Origin of the sequence: Bradyrhizobium sp. AZCC 2230, assembly GCF_036924495.1 — a bacterium.
GTDB lineage: Bacteria > Pseudomonadota > Alphaproteobacteria > Rhizobiales > Xanthobacteraceae > Bradyrhizobium > Bradyrhizobium rifense.
Window position 1 is genome coordinate 1762661 of the sequence record NZ_JAZHRS010000001.1, and the last position, 19825, is coordinate 1782485.

Below are 19825 nucleotides of genomic sequence, written 5' to 3' on the forward strand. Positions count from 1 at the left end.
GTGCTTACTGGCATTATCTGGGTGTGGCCGGCCGTTGTTGCCGGGCTGGTCAGGTCCCGGCATAGCGAAGACAAGATCGTGCGTGAGATAAAGCGCATCCTGACGAAGACGTTGCTATTTGTTCGATAAGGCCGGGAGGCGCGCAGTGAAGAAAATCGAAGCCATCATCAAGCCGTTCAAGCTCGACGAGGTGAAGGAAGCGCTTCAGGAAGTCGGCCTCCAGGGCATCACCGTGACCGAGGCCAAGGGTTTTGGCCGCCAGAAAGGTCACGCCGAGCTCTACCGCGGCGCAGAATACATCGTCGACTTCCTGCCCAAGGTGAAGATCGAGATCGTGATCGGCGACGATTTGGTCGAGCGTGCGATCGATGCGATCCGCCGGGCTGCGCAAACCGGGCGCATCGGCGACGGCAAGATTTTTGTCTCCAATATCGAAGAGGCGATCCGCATCCGAACCGGCGAATCCGGGCTGGACGCTATCTGAGCCGGGTGCTATCCCGAATCCTGCGACACTCTGAAAGAAAAAAGGCTGCTTCGGCGGCCTGATTTCGTTTGTGCGGTTGCGCTAACTCGCCGAAAGCGAGAACGAATCTGCTCATCTGGAAACCGTCCCGCAGAGCCAAAAGGGGTATGCATGAAGACCGCCAAAGACGTCCTGAAATCGATCAAGGACAACGACGTTAAGTACGTCGACCTGCGCTTCACCGATCCGCGCGGCAAGTGGCAGCATGTGACGTTCGACGTCAGCATGATCGACGACGATATCTTCGCCGAAGGGACGATGTTCGACGGCTCCTCGATCGCCGGCTGGAAGGCGATCAACGAGTCCGACATGTGCCTGATGCCCGATCCGGTGACCGCGACGATCGACCCGTTCTTCGCCGAAACCACCATGGTCATCACCTGCGACGTGCTCGAGCCGACCACGGGCGAGCCTTACAACCGCGACCCCCGCGGCATCGCCAAGAAGGCGGAAGCCATGGTGAAGTCGATGGGCGTGGGCGACAGCGTGTTCGTCGGCCCCGAAGCCGAGTTCTTCGTGTTCGACGACGTCCGCTTCTCAAGCGGCCCCTACAACACCGGCTTCCGCCTCGATTCCTCGGAGCTGCCGACCAACACCGACACGGAATATGAGGGCGGCAATCTCGGCCACCGCATCCGCACCAAGAGCGGCTACTTCCCCGTTCCCCCGCAGGACTCCGTGCAGGACATGCGCTCGGAGATGCTCGGCGCCATGGCCAAGATGGGCGTCAAGGTCGAGAAGCACCATCACGAGGTCGCTTCGGCCCAGCACGAGCTCGGCATGAAGTTCGACACGCTGACGCTGATGGCCGACCATTTGCAGATCTACAAATACTGCATCCACCAGGTCGCCCACATCTACGGCAAGACCGCCACCTTCATGCCGAAGCCGGTCTTTGGCGACAACGGCTCGGGCATGCACGTGCACCAGTCGATCTGGAAGGACGGCAAGCCGGTGTTCGCCGGCAACAAGTACGCCGACCTGTCGGAGACCTGCCTCCACTACATCGGCGGCATCATCAAGCACGCCAAGGCGATCAACGCCTTCACCAACCCGTCGACCAACTCCTACAAGCGTCTGGTCCCGGGCTATGAGGCCCCCGTGCTGCTCGCCTACTCCGCGCGCAACCGCTCGGCCTCCTGCCGTATCCCCTACACCGCTTCGCCAAAGGCCAAGCGCGTCGAGGTGCGTTTCCCCGATCCGCTCGCCAATCCCTATCTCGGCTTCGCCGCGATGCTGATGGCCGGCCTCGACGGCATCAAGAACAAGATCGATCCGGGTCCGGCGATGGACAAGGACCTCTACGACCTTCCGAAGGAAGAGCTGAAGCAGATCCCCACCGTCTGCGGTTCGCTCCGCGAGGCGCTCGAAAACCTCGACAAGGACCGCGGCTTCCTCAAGGCCGGCGGTGTGTTCGACGACGACTTCATCGATGCTTACATCGAGCTGAAGATGACCGAAGTCGCCCGCTTCGAAATGACCCCGCACCCGGTCGAGTTCGACATGTACTATTCGGGCTGATCGGCTCGAACAGGACAAGACAAAAGGCGCTCCGCGAGGGGCGCCTTTTCGTTTTTGAGCGCGCAAGACCTTCCGACTACGGGGTCTCGCGCCGCGGCATCAAATGATCGAGCAGGCCGATTGGCAGCGGAAACACGACGGTCGACGACCGTTCGCCGGCGATGTCGTGCAGAGCCGCGAAGTAACGCAGCTGCATCGCTTGCGGCTCCTGCGCGAGAATCCGGCCGGCCTCGACCAGCTTTTCGGCGGCCTGCTGTTCGCCCATCGCGTTGATCACCTTTGCCCTCCGCAACCGTTCCGCCTCCGCTTGTTTGGCGATCGCGCGCACCATGGTTTCGTTGAGATCGACGTCCTTGATCTCGATCCCGGTGACCTTGATGCCCCAGACATCAGTCTGCTTGTCGAGGATCTCCTGGATGTCGGCGTTCAACCTGTCGCGTTCGGCGAGCATCTCGTCGAGCTCGTGCTTGCCAAGCACCGAGCGTAGCGTGGTCTGTGCGAGCTGACTGGTCGCGGCCATATAATCGCCGACCTTGATGATGGCGCGCTCGGGATCGACGATGCGGAAGTAGAGAACGGCATTGACCTTGACCGAGACGTTGTCGCGCGAAATCACGTCCTGGGGCGGCACGACCTGCACCATCACCCTAAGATCGACCTTGACGAGCTGCTGCACCACCGGAATGAGGAGGATGAGGCCCGGCCCCTTCACGCCGGTGAAGCGACCAAGTGTGAAGATGACGCCGCGCTCGTATTCCCTGAGGATGCGAACGGCCTGGGCGAGAAACAGGATGACGATCAGCGCAAGCACTGCATACATCGAATATTCAATCATCAGAGTTGACCTTCCTCGCCGCTCACAGCGCTTGGACGCCGAACCACCAGCGTCAAGTCGACGATATTGGCGACCTCGACCCTCTCGCCGGGCTTGAAGATGTCGGCGCCGCGCGCTTGCCAGCGTTCGCCATGCGTAAAGACGTGCCCTTCGGTCTCTTTCCAGTCGAGGACCTCGGCGGTCAGGCCTCGCATCGCTTGCGCGCCGACCCGTGGCGGACCGCGGCCGGCGCGCCGAAGCGCGCCGAGCACGACCAGGACGAAACCTGCGAACATCGCTGCGACGATGGCGATGACCGACCACGACAGCCGGTAGCCGGGCGATTCGACCCTGACCAGCATGATGGCGCCCAGCACAAAGGCGACGACGCCTCCAAGGCCGATCACGACGGTCGGATTGAATGCCTCGATGGCGAGGAGCGCGATGCCGACCAGCATCAGGCCGAGGCCGGCATAATTGATCGGCAGCATATTGAGGGCGTAGAGGCCGAGCAGCAGGCAGATCGTCCCGACCACGCCCGGCGCAACGGCACCGGGGGACATGAACTCGAAGATCAGGCCGTAGATTCCGACCATCAGGAGGATGAACGCGACGTTGGGATCGGTGATGACCGCCAGGAATCGGGAAATCCACCCGGGGTCGACGGCTTCGATGACCGCGTTCTGCGTTGCCAGGCGTTGCGTCGTGCCGCCCGCGAGCTCGACGACGCGACCATCGATTTGCCTGAGCAAATCGGCGGGATCGCGCGCGACGAGGTCGATGGCGTGCGCCTGCAACGCGCCATTGGCGGACAGGGTGGCCGCTTCGCGGACCGCCTTCTCGGCCCAATCGGCATTGTGGCCGCGCAGTTCGGCGAGGCTGCGGATAAAGGCGACGGCATCGTTCGTCACCTTCGCCGTCATCGCGTCTTTCGGCTCGTCCTTCTTGTCCTTGCTGTCCTTGTCGGGTGTGCCGCTCGGGAGACCCGGGAGCGGTCCGCCAATCTGCACCGGCGTCGCGGCACCGATATTGGTGCCTGGTGCCATCGCCGCGATATGGGCCGCATAGAGGATATACGTCCCGGCGCTCGCCGCATGGGCGCCTGCCGGCGCGACGTAGCCGACGACAGGAACGGACGAGCCGAGCACATCCGCGATGATCTCGCGCATGCTGGAGTTGAGGCCGCCAGGCGTATTCATTCGGAGAATCACGATCTCGGCGCGTCGTTCGCCTGCCTTGACCAGAGCCTCCTTCACGTAACTCGCCGATGCCGGGCCAATGGCGCCATCGATCGTGACAGTGAGTGCAAGACGGCCGCTCTCCTCCGCTAAGCCGGGACGGAGAGAGGAAAGAAAAGCGACGATGCCGATCGCCGCAAAGAGGGCCGCCTTCATGGTCTGCACGGCAAGGGCTCCCTTGCCACAGATATGGTGTTCGTCTTCCAAACCTCAATGCGGAGGCTTGTCGTCCTGAGTTGCGGTTGTGCAATGCAATGGAAGGGGCGAGCAGCGGACAAGCAAAAGGCGCTCCGAGAGGAGCGCCTTTTCGTTTGGGGGAAATCGTGGGACGGAAAGCCATCAATTTTCGTTCTGCATCTGACTCCACTTCGTTCTCAAAGAACGAATCGGAATCGCGAAAATCGGCGCGCACCAATTCTTGCTGATTGGTTTATTCGGTCCGAGATGTTGCGAGCGCAGTTCGTAGCAGTCCCACGTCTCAACTCACTTGTCTGGAAAATTCACCCCGATCTCCGTCACCACCGGCGCCCACCTCACCAGAGCCGCGTTGTCGGAGGCGACCGTCACGCCGTCGCCCAAAAGCGATTTCGGCGCGGCGGACTTCCTGTCGAAGCGGATCGTCACGGTGCAGCCGCCCTGCATCGGCCCGCTGAGCGCGCCGCCCTTCCAGTCGGTGACGAAGCCGCCGTAGTCCCATTCGAAGCCGCTGACCACAAATGGCTTGCCGTTCGCCCTCTGCACGTCGGCAAGGCTTGATCCGATCGTGATGCCACTGACGTTCCATTTGCTCGTCTTGGCACTGTCGCGCATTGCCAGGCCAGAGACATGCTTCGATTTGTCTTCCCTGAAGGCAATCTCGAGCCGCTGGTCGTTCGCCTTCGGAAACAACACGAGCCCCTTGTAGGTTTCACCTTCCGCGCCCGACAGTTCCTGCATCACGGCCTCCTTGCCGTAGCGCTGCATCAGGCTCTTGGCGGTGTCGCCGGGCGCGACCGGCGAAGCGCAGGTAATCGGGCCCTCGGTCGGCGCAGCGGTTTGAGCGATGGCGGGGGATGCGAACAAGACGGAGACCGCAACGGTCAATCTGCAAATCATCGGAATGCAATTCCAGCTTGAATATTCAAAGGAGAAATAGGACGGAGCCGCACGTTCGGCTCCGCTGCGCGGGCAATGTCGATCCGGCCCAAAGACCCGCCGCTACGCCGCCGCCCTCTGCTTCGCGACCATCGCTTCGCCGAAAGCCTCGAACAGCTTGCGGTTGATCGGATTGCGCTGCGGGTCGTATTCGGCGTGCCATTGCACACCAAGCGCAAAGGTCGGCGCTTCCGCGATCTGGATCGCCTCGATGGTGCCGTCCTCGGCGACGCCTTCGATCAGCACGCGCTTGCCGGGCTCCAGGATGCCCTGTCCGTGCAGCGAATTGACCCGGATCTTCTCGCAGCCGAGGAGCCTCGCGAAGGCACCGCCCGGCGTGAGGTCGACGTCATGACGGTCGGCGAACACCACGGTCGGATCGGGATGGATCTCGCCATTCTCGAGCCTGGGCATGCGGTGGTTCATGCGGCCGGGGATCTCGCGGATCTCGGGGTGCAGCGAGCCGCCAAAGGCGACGTTCATCTCCTGCAAGCCCCGGCAGATGCCGAACAGCGGGATGCCGCGCGCGACGCACGCAACCGAGAGCGCAAGTGCGACCTCGTCGCGGTGGATGTCGTAGGGCTCGTGCTTCTCGCAGGGGTCGACGTTGAAGCGGGTCGGATGCACGTTGGCTCGGGCCCCGGTGAGCACGATGCCGTCGACGGCATCGAGCAGCGCGGCGATGTCGGTGATGTCGGGTGAGCCCGCGAACATCACCGGCAAGCCGCCGGAGACCTCGGCCACGGCGCGCAAATTACGCTCGCCGACCATCTGGACCTGAAATCGATTTTCGACGCGATGGGCGTTCCCGATCACGCCGACGACCGGCTTTCTCATTTCCCGTTCAGACCTCCCCGCCGAAGAAGATTCTCCAAACATGCCCCTCGGATGGAACAAATTCAACAGAAGGGTTCGCGGGACGGCAATGCTATTTTTGCGCAAATGCGCCCCCCTGGGGCACCCCGGCGCGTCCGCGGCGTTGGCTCCGGCCGGCCACGGGCGCTTCAATCCGGCGCACGGCCTCGGCTTGATCCCGGGCGCGATTTCACGAAAGAGTGCTTCCCCCCTCCGAAAAGGACGTGATGTGACCATCCCCAGAGATGAACAGCCCAAAGCCCGGTCCGATCTGGCCTGGGCCATTACCGTCGGCGGCATCGGGGTCGTGCTGTTCACGGCAATGCTGGTCTTCACCTGGTACTTTGCCGCCAGCCTGCTTCTGATCTTCGCCGGGATGCTGCTCGGCGTCGGCCTCAACGCGCTGACCAATGCGCTTGGCCGCCGTGTGCACCTGCCGCATGCCGTGCGGCTTGCGATCGTCTGCATCGTGCTTGCGGCGCTGCTCGCCGGCGTCGCCTATCTCGGCGGCGCGACCATCGCCGAGCAGGCGTCACTGCTCAGCAACACCATCAAATCGCAGATTGCGCACGTCAAATCCTTCCTCGACAACCGTGGCATCGACACCAGCTTCTTTGATCTCGGCAGCGCCGCGCCCGCCTCTTCCGCCAGCGACACGGCCTCGACGCCTGCCCCGCACGCCCCATTGCCGAACGCCGGCGCGATCGCCTCAAGTGGTGGGGCGATCGTGAGCCAGACGTTCAAGCTGCTGTTCGGCGCGATCAGCGCCGTCGGCAATGTCTTCATTGTGCTGTTCCTGGGGCTGGCCTTCGCTGCGCAGCCCGCCGTCTATCATGATGGCCTGCTGTTCCTCGCACCGGCCAGGCACCGCATCCGCGCGACCCTTATCATCGACCGCATCGGCGAGACGCTGGAGCGCTGGCTGATCGCGCAGATGATCGTCATGCTAGCCGTCGGCGCGGTAACCTGGATCGGGCTTGCCATCATCGGCATCCCCGGCTCGTTCATCCTCGGAATCCAGGCCGGACTGCTCGCCTTCATCCCGACAGTCGGCGCGATCATCGCCGGCGTCGTCGTGGTGCTGGCGAGCCTCGCCTCGGGCTGGATCCCGGCGCTATCGGCACTGATCCTGTTCCTCGGCGTGCATGCGATGGAGAGCTATGTGCTGACGCCGATCCTCCAGCGCCAGGCGCTGGACATCCCGCCGGCCACGCTGTTCGCGTTCCAGATCCTGCTCGGCGTCGTGTTCGGAATCTGGGGCCTGGCGCTGGCGCTGCCAGTGGTCGCCATCGCCAAGGTCGTGATCGACCATTTCAAGACGTATGAGGCGCCGCCTCTGGCAGAGGCGGCGTGAGCCAGCTCAGGTCGTCAGCACGGTCTCGGTATGCTCGACCTCCGGGGGCGAGGCAAAATACTGGCCGACGAGCCCGCGCCATTCCGTGAAATTCTCGGAGCCGCGGAAATCGACGGTGTGGCTCTCCAGCGTCGCCCATTTCACCATCAGGCGATAGCGCTGCGGCTTCTCGATCGATTTGTGCAGCTCAAACCCGTGAAAGCCCTTGGAGCGGCCGAAGGCGGCCTTGGCCTTGGCGACGGCGGCCTCAAAATCCTTCTCGCTGCCCGGCTTGACGTCGATTTGCGCGATCTCGGTGATCATCGGTTTCCACCCTTTTGTTGGTGGCCGTATCTACCGCAGCCGGGAGCAAAGAAAAAGGCGCCGAAACGGCGCCCTGCCCGGTCGAAAATGCGGCGCTCTCAGGCGAACAGCAGCACGCTGCCTGTAACGACGAGCGCGCAACCGAGAAACAGCGCGATCGGCCAATAGCTGCGGCTCTGCGCGTACCGCCCCTGGGCGCGGCGCTCCGCAATCAACGCGGTCTCGTATTCGTCCGCGGTCGAGAACAGACAGGCGAAACCGCCGCGTGCCGAGGCCGCAGCAGCTTCGAGCGACATCAGGGCAGCCTGCGGGTTCTGTCGATGGATCGATTCCATGACCGCAATGGTAGGAACCGAATGGTAAACAGGGGCTTACCGCAAGGCCCTTTCTTCTCAGGCCGTGGCCGGCTGTATCTTGGACTCTGCCTTGGGGACACCGATCCGCGCGGCGCTCTGGCGGCGCCAGTTCTCCAGCGACAACGGCAGCTCCTCCGCAGCCTCGACACGGTTACGGCCGCCGCGCTTGGCCTGGTAGAGCGCGGTGTCGGCCGAGGCCAGCAGCACCTCGAGCTCGGTGCCGGCGGGGCCGCCGGCCACACCGATGCTGACGGTGGTGTCGACCGGGCCTTCGTCGACCACGACGCCGGAGGTCTCGAACGCCTCGCGCACGCGCTCGGCGACCAGCACACCCTCCTCCAGCGCGCAGGGCAGCAGTGCGGCGAACTCCTCGCCGCCGATGCGGCCCGACAGGTCCGAGAGGCGCAGATTGTTGACGACCACGGTCGAGAACAGCTTTAGCATCTCGTCGCCGGCGGGGTGGCCGAAGCGGTCGTTGATCGACTTGAAATGGTCGATGTCGAAGATCATCACCGTGACCGGGCGGCCGCCCTTGGCCTCCCGCTCGATCATGCGCGTGCAGGCTTCCGAGAAACCGCGGCGGTTGAGCATGCCGGTCAGCGGATCGGTCGACGCGGCAGTGCGGTGCGCAGTCACCGTGCGCTCGGACACCAGCATGAAGATCACGAACACGGTGCCAACGGCATAGAGCACGAGCTCGACCGCGAACACTGTGACCCAGACGCTGTGCGAGAAGCCGACATCGTTCGGGCGCAGGAAGCCGCCGAGCAGGATCGGCAGCATCAGCACGCAGCCGTGCATCACCGGCACCACGAAGGCCGGCCAGCGACGTTGCAGGCTCTTGCGCCGCTCGACCCAGAGCTCGCTCGCGGTCAGCGCCGCATAGACCGAGACGATGCCGGCGCCGATGATCATGCGCAGCATCGATGCTGCGGGATCGAGCAGTGTCGCCGTCGCGATCCAGGCGAGAGCACCGAGCACGAGACCGGGCCAGTTCGGCTTGCGGCCGTGGAAGACGCGCGCCGCATTCCACACCATGCCGCAGGCGACGAAGCCCACCGCATTGAGCGCGAGATAGAGGTGCGGGCCGAGCTTGTCGCCGGTCGCCGTCCACAGCGCGACGGAGGCTGCACCGAGCAGATAGGCGGTGCCCCACCATTTCAGCGCGGGGCTGTTCTCCTGTCTGCCGAAAAACACCATCATGGCGCCGAGCAGTGCGGCGACCATCGTGGCGACCAAATAGAGCGTGATGCTATCGAGCGACATCATGTCGGCCCCCTCTTGAACATAGCAGTTACGCGATCGGCACATCCGATTTGCGCGCCCTTCCAGATGCGACGCTATGTCCCGCGAGTTCCATTCAGGTTTTCACGGGAGCCCAAGTTTTCGGGAAACTCGTCTTCAATTTGCGTACAAACGAACAGCAAAAAGGGCGCTGAAATCAGCGCCCTTTTGCATTTCATTGAGGCCGCTTTCGCGGCGAATGTGACCGAAGCAATTAACGCTTCGAGAACTGGAAGGACCGGCGGGCCTTGGCCTTGCCGTACTTCTTACGCTCGACCACGCGGGAGTCGCGGGTGAGGAAGCCGCCCTTCTTGAGGACAGTACGCAGCTCGGGCTCGAAGTAGGTGAGCGCCTTGGAGATGCCATGACGCACCGCACCGGCCTGACCGGACAGACCGCCGCCGGCAACCGTGCAGATCACGTCGTATTGGCCGGAACGCGCGGCCACGGAGAACGGCTGCTCGATCATCATGCGCAGCACCGGACGGGCGAAATAGACCTCGACCTCGCGCGAGTTGACCGTGACCTTGCCGGCACCCGGCTTGATCCAGACGCGGGCGACCGCGTCCTTGCGCTTGCCGGTGGCGTAGGCGCGGTTGAACTTGTCGACCTTCTTCTCGTGCTTGGGCGCATCGGGCGCCGCCGCGGTCTTGAGCTGCGAGAGCTGGTCGAGCGACTGAATGGATTCGGCCATGATTATGCGGCCCTCGTGTTCTTGCGGTTCAACTTGGCGATGTCGATCTTCTCGGGCGTCTGGGCCTCGTGCGGATGATCAGCACCACCATAGACGCGGAGGTTGCCCATCTGGACGCGACCGAGCGGACCACGCGGGATCATGCGCTCGACGGCCTTCTCGAGCACGCGCTCGGGATGCTTGCCTTCAAGGATCTGGCGCGCGGTGCGCTCCTTGACGTGGCCGACATAGCCGGTGTGCTTGTAGTAGGTCTTCTGCTCGCGCTTGCGGCCGGTGAGGACCGCATGCTGGGCGTTGATGATGATGACGTTGTCGCCGCAATCAACGTGCGGGGTGTAGGTCGGGAGGTGCTTGCCGCGCAGACGCATGGCGACGATGGTGGCGAGACGGCCGACGACCAGACCCTTGGCGTCGATCAGCACCCACTTCTTCGTCACCTCGGCCGGCTTTGCCGAAAAGGTTTTCATGTCAGAGTTTCCGTGGACGGGGAATAGCGGCGCGAACACCGCACCGGACTGCGCGGGTTTCTAGAGAAGAGACGCGCAACGGTCAATGCCCGGCAACGTAAATTATATAAACAAAATCAACACCTTAAAATTATGGTGCTATATTACCCGCAAAAAGCTCAAACATTTGGAATGGAATAGGTCGATGTGACATGGGCGATCGGATCGGGCGAGGTCCCCGACAGCAGCTTCACCTCGCCGACCGCGAGGCGTTTGCCGAGCTTGAGCAAGCGCGCCTCCGCCAGCACGTCCTGCCCCGGCTGGCCCTTGCGCAGGAAATTGATGTTGAGATTGGTGGTCACCGCGAGCCCGATCGGCCCGATGGCCGACAGCAGCACCACGTACATGGCGAAATCGGCCAGCGCCATCAGCGTCGGGCCGGATACGGTTCCGCCCGGCCGCAGCATCCGTTCGCTGAAGCGCTGGCGCAAAAGGCAGGTCTGGCCGTCCGCGCTCTCGATCGTGATGTCGTCGCCGCCGAACGCCTGGGGAAACTCGTCACGGAGAAACTGCTCGACCTCCGCCACGCTCATTTTCGCTGCCGCCATGTTGTTCCCCACCCTCGCTTCACGTGACCTGTTACATTAGGTTATCTGCATCATCCAATTGCAATAATCCAACCGGAAACGCCTTGATGTCCACCCAGGCCGCCCGCGCCCCCTCCCCGCAACCGCCTATTCTGCTGCGCGAAATGGTCGGCCCCATCGCGGTGCTGACACTGAACCGACCGGCCGCGCGCAACAGCCTGTCGGAAGCGATGATCGCCGGCCTGCACGCCAAACTCGATGAGATCCGCGACAACAAGTCCGTCCGCGGCGTCGTGATCGCCGCCAACGGTCCCGCCTTCTCCGCCGGTCACGACATGAAGGAGCTGACCGCGCGACGCAGCGATCCGGATCGCGGCCGCGCCTATTTCGCCGAACTCATGAACGCCTGCAGCGCGATGATGCAGGCGATCGTGCACCTGCCGAAGCCGGTGGTCGCGTCCGTCCAGGGCATCGCGACCGCGGCCGGCTGCCAGCTCGTGGCAAGCTGCGATCTTGCGATCGCATCGGAAGCGGCGAGCTTCGCCACACCCGGCGTCGACATCGGCCTGTTCTGCTCGACGCCGATGGTGGCGCTGTCGCGCAACGTGCCGCGCAAGCAGGCGATGGAGATGCTGCTCACCGGCGAGCCGGTCCCGGCTGCGCGCGCTCGCGAGATCGGCCTCGTCAATCGCGTGGTCGCCGCCGGTACCGAGCGCGACGCCGCGATCGCGCTTGCACAACAGGTCGCGCTGAAATCGGCCTACACCGTCAAGCTCGGCAAGGAGGCGTTCTACCGTCAGGCCGAGATGAGCCTTGCGGACGCCTATCGCTATGCGGCAGAGGTCATGACCGAGAACATGATGGCCCGCGACGCCGAGGAAGGCATCGGCGCCTTCATCGAGAAACGCGCGCCGACATGGCGGGATGAGTGACAACGAGAAAAGACGAGCAATGAACCACGACGCCTATCCCGACAATTACATCCGCAGCATCCTCAACAGCGTGAAGTCGATCGCGATGGTCGGCGCCTCGCCGGTCAATGTGCGGCCGAGCTATTTCGCGTTCAAATACCTGGCGCAGCGTGGCTACGACATGATCCCGGTCAATCCCGGTCATGTCGGCAAGGATCTGCTCGGAAAGCCCTTCGTCGCCTCGCTCCGCGATATCGGACGTCCCGTCGACATGATCGACATCTTTCGTAACTCCAGCCACATCATGCCTGTCGTCGACGAGGCCCTCACGCTCGATCCGCTGCCGAAAGTGATCTGGATGCAGCTTGGCGCGCGTGACGATGCGGCGGCGGAAAAAGCCGAAGCCGCGGGTATCAAGGTCGTGATGAATCGCTGCCCCAAGATCGAATATGGCCGGCTGTCGTCGGAGATCTCCTGGATGGGCGTCAATTCGCGCACGCTCAGTTCCAAGCGCCCGCCTGCACCGACGCAGGGCATGCGCCTATCCCTCAATCGGGTGAGTGTCGGCGGCGGCGAGACCGCGGCCTCTGATCGCGCTGCAAAGAACAAGACCGAACAAAGCTGACGCAATAAATCTCCATTGCGCGAACGTGACAATGCGTAGCGCCAACTGTGAAGCGGCAGCTTGACGGCAGCCGCGACGCCGCTCAGCATGCCGCGCGATTTCAGACCACAAGAACAGGACGCCCCCAATGAGCGATCGCCTTCCGGGATTTTCGACCCTCGCCGTGCATGCCGGTGCACAGCCCGATCCCACCACCGGTGCGCGCGCGACTCCGATTTATCAGACCACCTCGTTCGTCTTCAACGATGCCGACCATGCCGCCTCGCTGTTCGGCCTGCAGGCGTTCGGCAACATCTATACCCGCATCGGAAATCCGACCAACGCGGTGCTGGAAGAGCGCGTGGCCGCACTCGAAGGCGGCACCGCCGCGCTTGCAGTGGCCTCGGGCCATGCCGCGCAGGTCGTGGTGTTGCAGCAGCTGATGCAACCCGGCGACGAATTCATCGCCGCGCGAAAGCTCTATGGCGGCTCGATCAACCAGTTCGCGCATGCGTTCAAGAGTTTTGGCTGGAACGTCGTGTGGGCCGATCCCGATGACGTCGCGAGCTTCGAGCGCGCGGTGACGCCGCGCACGAAGGCGATCTTCATCGAGTCCATCGCCAATCCCGCCGGCAGCATCACCGACATCGAGGCGATCTCGACGGTGGCGCGCAAGGCCGGCGTGCCCTTGATCGTCGACAACACGCTGGCCTCGCCCTATCTCATCCGGCCGATCGACCACGGCGCCGATATCGTCGTGCACTCGCTGACAAAGTTTCTCGGCGGCCACGGCAATTCGCTCGGCGGCATCATCGTCGATGCCGGCACCTTCGATTGGTCGACCGGCGGCAAATATCCGATGCTGTCGGAGCCGCGGCCGGAATATCACGGCATCCGTCTCCAGGAGACGTTTGGCAATTTCGCCTTCGCCATCGCCTGCCGCGTGCTGGGCCTGCGCGACCTTGGGCCTGCGCTGTCGCCGTTCAATGCCTTCATGATCCTTACCGGCATCGAGACGCTGCCGCTGCGCATGCAGAAGCACTGCGATAACGCCAAGGCGGTCGCCGAATTCCTCGCCGGCCACTCCGCGGTGTCCGCGGTGAACTATGCTGGCCTCGCTAGCGACAAGTACAACCAGCTCGCGCGCAAATACGCGCCGAAGGGCGCGGGTGCCGTGTTCACCTTCAGCCTGAAGGGCGGCTACGACGCCGGCGTCAATTTGGTGTCGAAGTTGCAGCTGTTCTCGCATCTGGCCAATGTCGGAGATACCCGCTCACTGGTCATCCACCCGGCCTCGACCACGCACAGCCAGCTCGACGACGCCGCCAAGATCAAGTCCGGCGCCGGCCCCGACGTGGTCCGGCTCTCGGTCGGCATCGAGGACAAGGAAGATTTGATCGCCGACCTGGAGCAGGCGCTGGCGGCCTAGTTTTCTGAGTCATTCCGGGGTGCGCGAAAGCGCGCCCCGGAAACGCGCGGCAGTTAACAGTCATTAACCATATCTGCCGCATACATCGTCCTTGGATCGCCCCTTTGATTCGGAGCCGACGATGCTGCGCTGGATGGTGCCTGCCCTGGCAGTGATGCTCACGGTTTCAGCCGCTGTTGCCGCCGATATGCCGGCCAATCCGAAGCGGCGGGCCGCTGCTTCGCCGCAGGAACCGCCAAAGGTCTATGTCGAGACCGATCCGGATGCGCTGATCTCGCCGGCCTACGGCGTCGGCAGCTACATCCGCAATCTGCCGGGCACGCCGTTGCTGCCGGGCTCGCATACGCTGCCGGGCTATTACGGTCGCCCCTGGGACTACGACTACCAGGGCGCGTATTACGGCGGGAAGCAGGTCGATTATTTCTGGCGCCTGCCCTACTCGTGCGGCATCTACGGCTATTGCTGATCAGCCGGGCTGCCCCGCCGGAACCACGCGCGGCTGCATCTCAGCCGATTGCCGTGACGCCAGCCGTTCCGTCTGCATCACCGCAAGCGTGAGTACCACGATCGCAACCGCCTGGTGCGACAGCGCAAGATCGATCGGCACCTGGTTGAGCAGCGTGAGGATGCCGAGCACGGCTTGCACGCTCACGGCCGCCAGCAGCCAGAGCGCGCCGCGCGCCGCCGAGCCTGCGCGTGAACGCACCGCATCGAACGCATGCAGCGCCGCCAATGTGAACAGCAGATAAGCCGTCATGCGGTGCTCGAACTGCACCGTCAGCACATTGTCGAACATGTTGCGCCACCAGGGCGTCTCGAACCACAGCCGTTCTGCAGACGGAATGAAGGCGCCGTCGATCTGCGGCCAGGTGTTGTAGGCGCGTCCGGCGCGCAGGCCCGCGACCAGCGCACCGAAATAGATCTGGATGAAGGTCACGATCACCAGCACCGCGCTCGTGAACCGCTGCCGCGCAGGGACCGCAAGCTGCGGCCGATCGGCGAGCCGCCGCACCGTCCAGACGATACCGGCGAAGATCAGCAGCGCGAGCACCAGATGCGTCGCCAGCCGATATTGCGACACCTCGACCCGCTCGGACAGCCCCGATGCCACCATCCACCAGCCGACCGCACCCTGCAGGCCACCGAGGGCGAACAGCAGCCACAGCCGCCGCTTCAACTCAACCGACAGGCCGCCGCGCCACAGGAAGAACAGGAACGGCAGCAGATAGGCAACCCCGATAAAGCGACCGAGCAGCCGGTGGCTCCATTCCCACCAGAAAATCTGCTTGAACTCCGACAGCGACATCCCGGCGTTGAGCTCGCGATATTGCGGGATATTCTTGTAGGCCTCGAACGCGGCGGTCCATTGCGCCTCCGACAGCGGCGGAACGCTGCCGGTGACGGGCTTCCACTCGACGATCGACAGGCCGGATTCCGTCAGCCGCGTCGCGCCGCCGACCAGCACCATCAGCGCGATCAGGGCGGCCACGGAGATCAGCCACCAGCGCACGGCGCGATGCGGGTTGGTCGGGGCGGAATTCGTTGTCATTTCAGGGGTTAAAACCAAAGCTTGAACCGGACTGCGTGCCCCTTATAGTCCCCCGCTCCCGCAGTTCAAGTTACGCGAAAGCCGCAATAGTCCGCCATGACGATCCGCACCCGCAAGTTCCTCGGCGCCATCCTGCTCCTCGTGCTGGCCACCGTCTGGGCCCTGCTCGGCATGGCGGCGGCGCAGATGCCGTGGATCGCCGAGTCCGGCTGGCGGCAGGCGATCTATTACGTGGTGGTCGGCATGGGCTGGGTGCTGCCGGCCATGCCGCTCGTGAGCTGGATGCAGCGCCCCGATCGCGCGAAATCTAGCTCGTAACGCTGCCCGTCGGTTTCACCGGCGCAAAGGCAACGCCCGACACCAGCACGCGCATCATGCGCAACGATCGCACCCGTCCGTCCCAGGAAATCCGCGGCAGCGTACGCAGATTGGTGCGGCCTTCTGCGTCCACAATGCCCGGGATCGTCGATACCGCGCTGGCAAAGCCGGCCTCCTCCGCCATCACGACGTGACTGCGCCGAAACGAGGCGCGGTCGCCGAACGGAAACGCCAGATGCCGGATCTCGCGGCGGAAGGACGCTTCCGCCACCGCCTTGCCCATCGTCATCTCGCGCAGTGCGGCCGCATCCTTCATGTTGGCGAGAACGGGATAGTTCACGGTCGCACTGCCGATCGTGACACTCGGATCGGCAGCTAGCCTGGCCAGATCCTCCCAATCCATCGACGCCTCACGCGAGAGTGCAGCGAGATCGATCCGGTAGCGCGTGCAGAGATCGGCGATCGCCGCCGACAAATCTACCGGCGCCAGCGAGCGCAGCCAATTCTCGAGATGCGAAAACAGCGCCTGCTTCCCGGCATTATCAATGACGGTGAAGCGCTGCTCCTTGTCACCCATCATCAGATTGATGCGGCTCTCGCGCGCGATCACCCGCTCGAGCCCGAGCCACCAGGTTTCGCCGACGCCATCGGGAAAGGCGGTGGGAACGTAGATCGTGAACGGCACGGCGTGGCGCGCCAGCACCGGATAGGCGAAATTGATGAAGTCCTTAGGCGCACCGTCGAAGGTAAGCGCTACGAAGCGCCGCTTCTCCGGCAGCGTCACCGCGCGCCGACAGACCTCGTCCATGCCGAGAAAATCATAATTCCAGCGCTTCAGCGCGCGAATGGCGCGATCGAGAAATTGCGGAGTGATCTCGTTTTGGCGCAGCGGCTGGAACGCGCCGCTCCGCCGCGGTCGCACGCGCTCGAAGCGCAGGATTGCGCCTGCGCCACGGCTGCGCAGCAGCGGCTGGCCGGTGAACCAGGCCAGTTCGAGCCGCAACCGCTCCAGCCATCTGTCGTCGGATGCCAATTCCCCACCTTCGCGTTCGCCGGCGGCCTGTTCCCTCAGCCATTGTCATTACCCTTTGTTGACATTTATTTGCAAAGGTCGGCCACAGGCCGAAATACGTATTTTTCGTTTTCTCGACAGGTTTCGCGGATGACCATGGCTGCGGCGATGCAAAGCCGGACGGCAGAATCGCCAGCGCGGTCGAAAGCGAGCCGTATCGCGCATGTCGACCTCATCAGCGATATTGCCAAGGCTGAGGCGGCCTGGCGCGCCCTCGAGGAGCCCGGTCATCTCTTCACGCCCTATCAGCGGTTCGATCTTCTGGGCTCGTGGGCGCGATCGGTCGGGGAACGCGAAGGCGCCCGTCCCTTCGTCGTGATCGCCCGCGACGCCGAACAGATACCGCTCGCACTGCTTCCGCTCGCGCTGCGCCAGGGCCACGGTGTGCGCACGGCCTGCTTCATGGGCGGCAAGCACACGACCTTCAACATGGGGCTGTGGAACGCCGGGTTCGCGGCACAGGCCGTTACGACCGATCTCGACATGCTGTTCGCGCCCTTGCATGACCAGGTCGACGTTCTCGCGCTGACGCAGCAGCCGAAGCGCTGGCATGACCAGCAGAATCCATTTGCGCTGCTGCCGCAGCAGAGCGCGATCAATGGCTGCCCGCTGCTGACGATGGAGCCGGGTGGCCCGCCCGCATCCCGGATCAGCAACTCTTTCCGCCGCCGGCTGAAGAGCAAGGAGAAGAAACTCCAGGCGCTCGCCGGCTATCGCTACCACCTTGCCACGACGGACGCGGACGTCACCCGCCTGCTCGACTGGTTCTTCCGCGTCAAGCCGGTACGGATGGCGGAGCAGAAACTGCCGAACGTCTTCGCCGAACCGGGTGTCGAGCAATTCATCCGCAGCGCCTGCCTCGCGCCGCGCGGCGAAGGCCGTGTCATCGACATTCATGCGCTCGAATGCGACGAAGAGGTGATCGCGATCTTCGCCGGCGTTGCCGACGGCCAGCGCTTCTCGACGATGTTCAACACCTACACGATGTCGGAGCACGCCCGCTACAGCCCGGGCCTGATCCTGATGCGCTACATCATCGACCGCTACGCCGAGCGCGGCTACCGCTCGCTCGACCTCGGCATTGGCACGGACGAGTACAAGCGCATGTTCTGCAAGGATGACGAGGACATTTTTGACAGCTTCGTGCCCCTGACCGCGCGCGGCAAGCTCGCGGCGATGGCGATGTCCTCACTCAACCACGGCAAGCGCCTGGTCAAGCAGAACCAGATGCTGTTCGAGCTGGCGCAGAAGCTGCGGCGGGCGTTCGGGTAAAATCCTCCCACTGGCGAGATGCAGTTCCCCTCTCCTCTTGCGGGAGATGAGCGGCATCGATCCTCGAACTCAAATGCCGTAGCAACCATTAAAGCGACGTCCGATTGCCGCGAGCATGACGCCGTGCTTGCAGCCGTCAAGGCGTGGCCTGGCGGCAGCGGCGATGAGGTGGGGCCGGAGCGACGGCCAGCCTTGACGGCCGCTGCGCGTGGCGTCTTTGCGGCGGCAGGTCGGGACGAAGAAACGGTGCTTCGGCCGAACAAAGAAACGGGCTCAAGTGGCGGGCAAGCCCGCAGCTTTTGACGGTTCAGCAAGCCACGGCGTTCCGCGGGCGACGACGGCGTTGATGATGACGAGCAACTTCCTGGCACAGGCGACGAGCGCGCGCTTGTGACCCTTGCCGGCGGCAATCAGGCGGCTGTACAGGGCCATGAGTTGCGGGTTCCAGCGGAACGATGCGGGCAGTGCGGCAGTATAGAGCGCCCGGCGCAAACGTTCGCGGCCGCCGTCGATGTGACGGGCGCCGACGCGGTCGCCGCTGTCATCATCGTAAGGGGCAAGCCCGGCGAGGGCTGCGGCTTGTTCACGCGTGATTTGGCCGATCTCGGGCATCCTGACCAGGATGGCGACTGCGGTCGGCAGACCGCTGCCGGCGACGCTGTAGATCAGATCGAGCCGTGCGGCGAGATCGCGATGCTTGCGGATCGCTGCCACCAGAGCCTTGAACTCGGCTCGTTTGTGCTTGGCCAAGAGAGCAATCTGCTCCTTCCACAGCTTCTGGATACGCTCGTTGCGGCAACTCTCCAGCCGGTTCTTCAGCTTGGCGATGTCCTCCTGGATCTGGTCGATCATCGTCAGATGCTCGGCAAAGGGCTGCAGCCGAGGATCCGGAGCAGAGTGGATCTTCTTGACGGCGGCGGTGCAGGCCGCAATCAAGGCTGCATCGATCTTGTCGTTCTTGGCCCACTGCAGGAGGAACGTGGCATAAGCACGGACCTGGGCCGGCTGAAAGAGGACGACGACAAACCGCTTGCGTCGCAGTTCGGCGACCGCCGCCTGCTCATAACCACCGCTCGCCTCGATCCCAACCCGCTTGACCTTGTGGCGCTTCAGCCACTCCACCAACTCCTGGTGGCCTTCCGCCGTGTTCTTGACCTGCAGCTGCTCCGAGCTGCCATCGAGCGCCACGTCGAGCTTGTGTTTGCCGGTATCGATCCCGGCACAGATCGTGATACGCTTGGCCATCTTCCTCGACCCTCCCTTGTGAATGCGAACCTGAAGTTCGTTCAACCATGCGGGTCCCGATGAAGTGCCGACCGCGATCTTGCTACGAAACGCAGCCCTCAAGGCTTCGGATGGGCATCGATCCGATCGATCGGCGGCCCAGCTCGGGTGGCCACCCGGGCTGGGCCATTCCTCACGGAACGAGGTCATTATAATCCGGCGCGCTAATACAAGGGTGGGCAAAGCGAAGCGTGCCCACCATGTGTGGCTATCGCGAACTGTGGTGGGCACGGCGCTACGCGCCTTTGCCCACCCTACGATTCCGAACTCGCGGAGA

General features: G+C 63.7%; 22 protein-coding genes. 9 read left to right on the forward strand and 13 right to left on the reverse strand.

Going from position 1 to position 19825, the window contains the following annotated elements; all coding sequences use genetic code 11:
- Window positions 1–145 precede the first annotated feature (145 nt).
- Both V1280_RS08530 and glnA read left to right on the forward strand, forming a co-directional pair.
- The gene (locus tag V1280_RS08530; RefSeq protein WP_007603495.1) at window positions 146–484 is read left to right on the forward strand and encodes a P-II family nitrogen regulator; all 339 of its coding nucleotides are present in this window, start codon (window positions 146–148) and stop codon (window positions 482–484) included.
- A 150-nt stretch (window positions 485–634) separates the two neighbouring features.
- Entirely contained in the window at window positions 635–2044 is a 1410-nt protein-coding gene (gene glnA / locus V1280_RS08535) for a type I glutamate--ammonia ligase (protein ID WP_334521680.1), read from the forward strand.
- A gap of 76 nt (window positions 2045–2120) precedes the next feature.
- Here the strand turns inward: glnA and V1280_RS08540 are convergent, their stop codons facing one another.
- The 4 genes from V1280_RS08540 to V1280_RS08555 form a co-directional block, all read right to left on the reverse strand.
- Entirely contained in the window at window positions 2121–2882 is a 762-nt protein-coding gene (locus tag V1280_RS08540) for a slipin family protein (RefSeq protein WP_334538242.1), read from the reverse strand.
- Window positions 2879–4261, reverse strand: coding sequence for an NfeD family protein (locus tag V1280_RS08545; RefSeq protein ID WP_334521683.1), 1383 nt, complete (start codon window positions 4259–4261; stop codon window positions 2879–2881). Before V1280_RS08545 ends, V1280_RS08540 begins: the two co-directional genes overlap by 4 nt.
- Window positions 4262–4579: 318 nt before the next feature.
- Window positions 4580–5191, reverse strand: a complete 612-nt coding sequence (locus V1280_RS08550) for a hypothetical protein (RefSeq protein WP_334521686.1) — start codon at window positions 5189–5191, stop codon at window positions 4580–4582.
- Between the two features lie 102 nt (window positions 5192–5293).
- Window positions 5294–6067: a gamma-glutamyl-gamma-aminobutyrate hydrolase family protein gene (locus tag V1280_RS08555; protein WP_334521689.1), complete on the reverse strand. Its 774-nt coding sequence runs from the start codon at window positions 6065–6067 to the stop codon at window positions 5294–5296.
- Between the two features lie 247 nt (window positions 6068–6314).
- On the opposite strand from V1280_RS08555, the gene V1280_RS08560 reads away from it, so the two are divergent.
- Window positions 6315–7439: an AI-2E family transporter gene (locus tag V1280_RS08560; protein WP_334521692.1), complete on the forward strand. Its 1125-nt coding sequence runs from the start codon at window positions 6315–6317 to the stop codon at window positions 7437–7439.
- A gap of 6 nt (window positions 7440–7445) precedes the next feature.
- On the opposite strand, the gene V1280_RS08565 is transcribed toward V1280_RS08560, so the two are convergent.
- The 6 genes from V1280_RS08565 to V1280_RS08590 all read right to left on the reverse strand — a co-directional run bounded on the left by V1280_RS08565 (window position 7446) and on the right by V1280_RS08590 (window position 11130).
- The gene (locus tag V1280_RS08565) at window positions 7446–7742 is read right to left on the reverse strand and encodes an antibiotic biosynthesis monooxygenase family protein (RefSeq protein ID WP_091893338.1); all 297 of its coding nucleotides are present in this window, start codon (window positions 7740–7742) and stop codon (window positions 7446–7448) included.
- A 98-nt stretch (window positions 7743–7840) separates the two neighbouring features.
- Entirely contained in the window at window positions 7841–8077 is a 237-nt protein-coding gene (locus V1280_RS08570; protein WP_334521698.1) for a hypothetical protein, read from the reverse strand.
- 57 nt (window positions 8078–8134) lie between these two features.
- Complete coding sequence (locus tag V1280_RS08575) at window positions 8135–9367, reverse strand: GGDEF domain-containing protein (RefSeq protein ID WP_334521701.1); 1233 nt, start codon at window positions 9365–9367, stop codon at window positions 8135–8137.
- A 229-nt stretch (window positions 9368–9596) separates the two neighbouring features.
- Window positions 9597–10076 (reverse strand): 30S ribosomal protein S9, encoded by a 480-nt coding sequence (gene rpsI / locus V1280_RS08580; RefSeq protein ID WP_007611021.1) that lies wholly within the window; start codon window positions 10074–10076, stop codon window positions 9597–9599.
- Between the two features lie 2 nt (window positions 10077–10078).
- Window positions 10079–10543, reverse strand: coding sequence for a 50S ribosomal protein L13 (gene rplM, locus V1280_RS08585; protein ID WP_008137961.1), 465 nt, complete (start codon window positions 10541–10543; stop codon window positions 10079–10081).
- Window positions 10544–10701: 158 nt separating this feature from the next.
- Window positions 10702–11130: a PaaI family thioesterase gene (locus V1280_RS08590; protein WP_148773769.1), complete on the reverse strand. Its 429-nt coding sequence runs from the start codon at window positions 11128–11130 to the stop codon at window positions 10702–10704.
- An 86-nt stretch (window positions 11131–11216) separates the two neighbouring features.
- Here V1280_RS08590 and V1280_RS08595 point away from each other — a divergent pair, with 86 nt between their 5' ends.
- The 4 genes from V1280_RS08595 (at window position 11217) to V1280_RS08610 (ending at window position 14519) form a co-directional block, all read left to right on the forward strand.
- On the forward strand, window positions 11217–12041 hold the full coding sequence (locus V1280_RS08595) for an enoyl-CoA hydratase (RefSeq protein WP_334521711.1): 825 nt from the start codon (window positions 11217–11219) through the stop codon (window positions 12039–12041).
- Window positions 12042–12060: 19 nt separating this feature from the next.
- On the forward strand, window positions 12061–12645 hold the full coding sequence (locus V1280_RS08600; RefSeq protein ID WP_334521714.1) for a CoA-binding protein: 585 nt from the start codon (window positions 12061–12063) through the stop codon (window positions 12643–12645).
- A gap of 127 nt (window positions 12646–12772) precedes the next feature.
- A complete protein-coding gene (locus V1280_RS08605; RefSeq protein ID WP_334521717.1) occupies window positions 12773–14053 on the forward strand; it encodes an O-acetylhomoserine aminocarboxypropyltransferase in 1281 nt (426 codons plus the stop codon).
- Window positions 14054–14174: 121 nt separating this feature from the next.
- Window positions 14175–14519 carry a hypothetical protein gene (locus V1280_RS08610; RefSeq protein ID WP_334521720.1) on the forward strand — a complete coding sequence of 115 codons (345 nt, stop codon included), beginning with the start codon at window positions 14175–14177 and terminating at the stop codon, window positions 14517–14519.
- Here the strand turns inward: V1280_RS08610 and V1280_RS08615 are convergent, their stop codons facing one another.
- Window positions 14520–15602 carry a COX15/CtaA family protein gene (locus V1280_RS08615; RefSeq protein WP_334521722.1) on the reverse strand — a complete coding sequence of 361 codons (1083 nt, stop codon included), beginning with the start codon at window positions 15600–15602 and terminating at the stop codon, window positions 14520–14522.
- A 96-nt stretch (window positions 15603–15698) separates the two neighbouring features.
- Between V1280_RS08615 and V1280_RS08620 the strand changes: the two genes are divergently transcribed.
- Window positions 15699–15920 carry a DUF2842 domain-containing protein gene (locus tag V1280_RS08620; RefSeq protein WP_334521725.1) on the forward strand — a complete coding sequence of 74 codons (222 nt, stop codon included), beginning with the start codon at window positions 15699–15701 and terminating at the stop codon, window positions 15918–15920.
- Here V1280_RS08620 and V1280_RS08625 read toward each other — a convergent pair.
- Window positions 15910–16953 carry a polysaccharide deacetylase family protein gene (locus V1280_RS08625; RefSeq protein ID WP_334521728.1) on the reverse strand — a complete coding sequence of 348 codons (1044 nt, stop codon included), beginning with the start codon at window positions 16951–16953 and terminating at the stop codon, window positions 15910–15912. The genes V1280_RS08620 and V1280_RS08625 overlap by 11 nt on opposite strands.
- A gap of 129 nt (window positions 16954–17082) precedes the next feature.
- Here V1280_RS08625 and V1280_RS08630 point away from each other — a divergent pair, with 129 nt between their 5' ends.
- Window positions 17083–18264, forward strand: coding sequence for a GNAT family N-acetyltransferase (locus V1280_RS08630; protein ID WP_334521731.1), 1182 nt, complete (start codon window positions 17083–17085; stop codon window positions 18262–18264).
- A gap of 273 nt (window positions 18265–18537) precedes the next feature.
- On the opposite strand, the gene V1280_RS08635 is transcribed toward V1280_RS08630, so the two are convergent.
- Window positions 18538–19779 carry an IS110 family transposase gene (locus tag V1280_RS08635; RefSeq protein WP_334521734.1) on the reverse strand — a complete coding sequence of 414 codons (1242 nt, stop codon included), beginning with the start codon at window positions 19777–19779 and terminating at the stop codon, window positions 18538–18540.
- Between the last annotated feature and the right edge of the window lie 46 nt (window positions 19780–19825).

Excerpts from the sequence above, each read along its gene's own strand:
- glnA (WP_334521680.1), top strand. The coding sequence starts at position 635 with ATGAAGACCGCCAAAGACGTCCTGAAATCGATCAAGGACAACGACGTT.
- V1280_RS08550 (WP_334521686.1), bottom strand. The coding sequence starts at position 5,191 with ATGATTTGCAGATTGACCGTTGCGGTCTCCGTCTTGTTCGCATCCCCC.
- V1280_RS08555 (WP_334521689.1), bottom strand. The coding sequence starts at position 6,067 with ATGAGAAAGCCGGTCGTCGGCGTGATCGGGAACGCCCATCGCGTCGAA.
- V1280_RS08565 (WP_091893338.1), bottom strand. The coding sequence starts at position 7,742 with ATGATCACCGAGATCGCGCAAATCGACGTCAAGCCGGGCAGCGAGAAG.
- V1280_RS08570 (WP_334521698.1), bottom strand. The coding sequence starts at position 8,077 with ATGGAATCGATCCATCGACAGAACCCGCAGGCTGCCCTGATGTCGCTC.
- V1280_RS08575 (WP_334521701.1), bottom strand. The coding sequence starts at position 9,367 with ATGATGTCGCTCGATAGCATCACGCTCTATTTGGTCGCCACGATGGTC.
- rpsI (WP_007611021.1), bottom strand. The coding sequence starts at position 10,076 with ATGGCCGAATCCATTCAGTCGCTCGACCAGCTCTCGCAGCTCAAGACC.
- rplM (WP_008137961.1), bottom strand. The coding sequence starts at position 10,543 with ATGAAAACCTTTTCGGCAAAGCCGGCCGAGGTGACGAAGAAGTGGGTG.
- V1280_RS08590 (WP_148773769.1), bottom strand. The coding sequence starts at position 11,130 with ATGGCGGCAGCGAAAATGAGCGTGGCGGAGGTCGAGCAGTTTCTCCGT.
- V1280_RS08595 (WP_334521711.1), top strand. The coding sequence starts at position 11,217 with ATGTCCACCCAGGCCGCCCGCGCCCCCTCCCCGCAACCGCCTATTCTG.
- V1280_RS08600 (WP_334521714.1), top strand. The coding sequence starts at position 12,061 with ATGAACCACGACGCCTATCCCGACAATTACATCCGCAGCATCCTCAAC.
- V1280_RS08605 (WP_334521717.1), top strand. The coding sequence starts at position 12,773 with ATGAGCGATCGCCTTCCGGGATTTTCGACCCTCGCCGTGCATGCCGGT.
- V1280_RS08610 (WP_334521720.1), top strand. The coding sequence starts at position 14,175 with ATGCTGCGCTGGATGGTGCCTGCCCTGGCAGTGATGCTCACGGTTTCA.
- V1280_RS08615 (WP_334521722.1), bottom strand. The coding sequence starts at position 15,602 with ATGACAACGAATTCCGCCCCGACCAACCCGCATCGCGCCGTGCGCTGG.
- V1280_RS08620 (WP_334521725.1), top strand. The coding sequence starts at position 15,699 with ATGACGATCCGCACCCGCAAGTTCCTCGGCGCCATCCTGCTCCTCGTG.
- V1280_RS08630 (WP_334521731.1), top strand. The coding sequence starts at position 17,083 with ATGACCATGGCTGCGGCGATGCAAAGCCGGACGGCAGAATCGCCAGCG.